The organism is Vibrio rubrogenes, assembly GCF_059641415.1.
Genome location: NZ_JCARSY010000073.1, coordinates 1 through 4,213, shown reverse-complemented (window position 1 = coordinate 4,213; position 4,213 = coordinate 1). Strand labels below are relative to the sequence as shown.

Sequence of the window (4,213 nt, the reverse complement as noted above, 5' to 3'; positions counted from 1 at the left end):
TAAAACCAATTTAACTATAAATAAAAATACCAAGCGTTGTAAATCACTCTAAAATAGCTTTTTATAACGTTGCCAATTAGCCTTGATCTAATTCAAAAGACAATACTATCTGTGGTTTATGTGAAAAAAGTGGAATTGCGTCCATAGTAGACCCAAAAATAACACGATCTGTCGGTTTCCAAAATCTATTGAGTTCTTCACGCAAATGACCAACAGTGATGCGTAAGTGTAATTCTGAATCTTCGTCCTCCCACGTTTCGTTGTCGATTTCGTTCAGTTCAATTTGCAATAAATCATCGCCACGAGCTTTAAATCGATAGAAAATGAGAGGTCTCTTACTGTATTTAGATGAGCCAAATGTCATTGGCATATCGTCAGGCAAGCCACGGATACATTCCTGCAAATCACCAACTGTTAATTCTTTAGACATATTTTTTCCTTTTGAGTTATAACGCCCGCATTTGCGGCTAGTTTGAAGCGCAGCGGAAAACCAGTCCGACAACATGCACTTGTTATGTCTTGTACCGACACACCTAAGCCTTTAAATACTCGTAAACAAATGAGCCGATTACAGATCCAGTGGCACCAAGAGCAAGCGCGAAAGCACTAGAAATAACTAATGCTATGACAGGGTGTTTTTTAACATGGTCAATGATTCGATAATACAGCTCTTTTTTTATACGCTTGATATCATTTTGGGTATTATCTATATCGGATTTTGACACCCTTTCTTGTTTTAAACGCTCCTGACACTCATCACATATTTGAGGACTATGACAAGAGGCAACTAAATCGGTTTTTATGCCATTCATATCAAACAAGCAACCTCGTGTTTCATCATGAGTGAATCCAGAAGCTTCGCCAAAATTAGGAATTCGATTGCCTGCTCGCCTGTACAGTAAGGAGTAGGCGTATAGCAAACGATAAATCACATTTTCAAGCGGAATATTATAGTGCTCTAAGATGTCTTTAATTTGATGAAACGTAAATACAACTTGATTGTTACCCACTCTTCTCGAATACCAATTATCTTCAATTGGTACATTCACGATAGCAATCATGAAGTCGGCATTAAATTCTTTTGGTAGCTGCCCCGTAACAGCTAAATCAGAAAACTCCCAGTCATAACCGTCTGAATCACACCTGAGCGAGTAGTTATCAATATCTTCAACTACCTCAAAGGTTTTTGATTTCCATTTCTTAATTTTTTTGGGTTGAAACTCTAAAGGCAAATGCCCAATTGATACCAACTTGATTTTGACCTTGCTCATTTTGTTCCTTGGATACATAACAGTATATTTTTGCTAGAATTTATCTGCATAAACTCGGCAGAAAATACAGAGTAATTTCTGATATCAAATTGTTTTCACTAACAATGCTGTATAACCAATGTGACAATTACAAATAGTATCTACCTAGCACACCATACCAAACTAAGTACATATTCGGCCATTAGTGAAAATAGGTCAACTCATGACAAGAGAAACACTTCACTTCCAGCTGGTGGCTGATTAGCCATTCTATGGTGTATCTATCGACTCTGGCATTTACTAACAATCTACCCCTTTATCCCACCATTTATGGATGTATCCCTTATATAGTAAGGCTTTGGTCGTGGTGGGACAGGTGGTGGATTAGTGGTGGAACAGATTTAGTAACCCACCACGCTATGTTCCTGTATGGATGAAATTCAGCTTTTTACCACATTAAAATCCATTCAACAGGGCAAGACGATATCCATAGTGATATCTGAAACCCGGCTATCATACCATTGATAAAGTGCGCAGAATGATCTGAAAAACTGCGCACTTTATATCGGCCAAACTGCGCATTTTCAGGGAATCACAACTTGGTGGAAGCCAAATGAGAAACTTATAACCAATTGATTTTAATGAATTGTTATATTGATTTGTTAACAAAGTGCGCAATTAAAACTGCGCACTTTCGAGAAAAACATCCCCCCGAAATCGGGAAACCGCACACCGTTAAGGTAAAGTGCGCACAATTGGAGTTACCCGAAGGAAATAGTGACCGGAAGGTGCATGACCGGCCTGTTGAGGGACTACGCACTACGGGCGGCTGTTCGGTCACGGTCTGGCGTGAACTGCGCAGATTAAAGGACATCATGAACTTACCGGAAAGAGCCAAAGCAATCATCGAAGCTGCCGACAAAGGTGACTGGAAGACTTACACGCAGCAAATGGGCGGTGTGTTCTGTGAGCGCCAAGCACAGGTATTTAAGCCTTACTATGAGCTTTCAGTTGACCAAACCACCGGAGCGGTGAAAACCAGCCAATATTGTGATAACGAATTGGTCAGGGCTTTAAAAGGGGTGATGACTGCCGGACGTGAATTCATCACCCGTATTTTTGCGTGGCGGATAGAGTCCGGCTTCGCGCCTTCTTTTAACTTGGAGTTCTGTGAATAAGTGTACTTTGCATGAATTAATAATAGATTTTAGTGAAAACATATATTGAATATATGATGTAAAATTAATTATTCATAGATATTGTGAGCAAAAATGACACACAAACAAGATTGACATATCTGAAAAAATTAATAACCTTTGTGCCTATGTAATTAATGGGATATTCATTATTAGGCTAGTTTGTATATGGTTAATCAAAAGAATAAAAAAATTGTAATTGCATCTGATCAAGAAATCGAACATTTAGATGAGATATTGACAAATATAAACTCTGATATTGCTATGGGAATGTCTTACGTAAAAAGAATACAAGGAATTACTTTTAATGAATTGAAAAAACGATTTAGAGGACTTAGCGGAGAAACTTTGAAAAAGTATATGCAACAAAGTTATTTATCAATGAGGCCAATTCATTTTGTTGCTGCCTATTCATGGATCACAATGGTTCCGGCAACCAGCTTTTACTATGGCTTAAAGGTAAAAGAACAATTCCGTGGAATGGATGATAATGCTATTAAAGCATTGATATCTATTGGCAGATTATCGCCTAAACAGTTTAACTCCATTCTTGACGTGGTCTATATGTTACTTGATAACGATTCAAAACAGAGTTTTTTAATCTTCAAAGAGGATGTGAAATCTAATTTTTACAGTGAAAAAGAATATGACCAATTGTTTCCACCCAGTGTATTAGATATACAAGCTTTTGCGATTGATTATTATCGCTCTGTCGCCATTATGATGAAGAGGTTTCGGCTTGAAAATGATATACCACCTGACACCATGGCGAAAGTCTTAGGGCTATCAAGGTATCAGTATGATGTCTTGGAAAATGAGCGTAAAACAGTCCCATTCTCCATATCAATTGGTGCCAGAATTCGCCTTGGTTTTAATACAAACTCTCATGCTGATTTTACAAGTAAGATGAAGCAGTTTTCCGCTTTCCACCAACTGAGACGATGTCAGCATTATAGAGATATTCTGATTGTAGAAGCCTTCCGTCGGCTCAATATTCATCAAAAGCATGAAGTAATTCAATTAATATCTCAATTGTCAATAAAAGAGTAGAATTTTAAGTTGACTTGATGTGTGCTAAAAAACTAGAATCGTATGCATTCCTTGGTAAGAAAAAACAACTATAAAAATTAATATATTGACTATCTAATTATTACTTATATTTAATTAATGTATATATGTGATTATATTTTTGATAATTTTTTTCAAAAAATAGTCCTCTCAATTTCTCAAAAAAATATTTCGTCTTTCATCTGAAAATTTGGATATATTCCTTTTTATAGCTTTTGCTATCGCTTTATTTCTTGGGATATCAGGATGATCTGACATTAAGGTCTGTGTAAAGACTCTTGCAAACTCATTTACATTCTGTCCACAAGCTACAATTGCTTTTTTTGTAGCTTCGCGGCCTGACTCTGGAATACCGGGAACACCACAACATATGGACATACTAGATACGTAAGGGAAAATATCACAAAACTCAACAGCAATAGCAGTTGCATATGAAAATGCAATGATGTGAACCCTTTTCAACTTAAGATAATTAACTAAATCCAACAGCATAAATGACTGATCTCGTATACTAATTGTTGAATCTAAAGGGGCGGTTCTGCCTGTTCCGGGAACCTCAACAGTAAGACAGTTAAGATGCTTAGAGAATGAACGAGAGAATGAGTCTACAGACTCAATATCTTGCAAAGAACCTAATAGAAGTATCACATACTCATCAGATTGTTCATTCCGATATAAAGCATATCTAAATAGATTTTC

5 protein-coding genes are annotated in these 4,213 nt (G+C 36.8%); 2 read left to right on the top strand and 3 right to left on the bottom strand.

Features of this window, described 5'->3' with window-relative positions; genetic code table 11:
- Nucleotides 1-76 precede the first annotated feature (76 nt).
- Both AC55NX_RS20405 and AC55NX_RS20400 read right to left on the bottom strand, forming a co-directional pair.
- Entirely contained in the window at nucleotides 77-430 is a 354-nt protein-coding gene (locus AC55NX_RS20405) for a hypothetical protein (RefSeq protein WP_496997401.1), read from the bottom strand.
- A gap of 103 nt (nucleotides 431-533) precedes the next feature.
- Nucleotides 534-1,271 (bottom strand): hypothetical protein, encoded by a 738-nt coding sequence (locus AC55NX_RS20400; protein ID WP_496997400.1) that lies wholly within the window; start codon nucleotides 1,269-1,271, stop codon nucleotides 534-536.
- A gap of 734 nt (nucleotides 1,272-2,005) precedes the next feature.
- On the opposite strand from AC55NX_RS20400, the gene AC55NX_RS20395 reads away from it, so the two are divergent.
- Nucleotides 2,006-2,428, top strand: coding sequence for a hypothetical protein (locus tag AC55NX_RS20395; protein ID WP_496997399.1), 423 nt, complete (start codon nucleotides 2,006-2,008; stop codon nucleotides 2,426-2,428).
- Nucleotides 2,429-2,614: 186 nt separating this feature from the next.
- Nucleotides 2,615-3,496 (top strand): hypothetical protein, encoded by an 882-nt coding sequence (locus AC55NX_RS20390; protein ID WP_496997398.1) that lies wholly within the window; start codon nucleotides 2,615-2,617, stop codon nucleotides 3,494-3,496.
- Nucleotides 3,497-3,664: 168 nt separating this feature from the next.
- Here the strand turns inward: AC55NX_RS20390 and AC55NX_RS20385 are convergent.
- A partial coding sequence (locus AC55NX_RS20385; RefSeq protein ID WP_496997397.1) for an alpha/beta fold hydrolase occupies nucleotides 3,665-4,213 on the bottom strand: 549 nt, incomplete at its 5' end.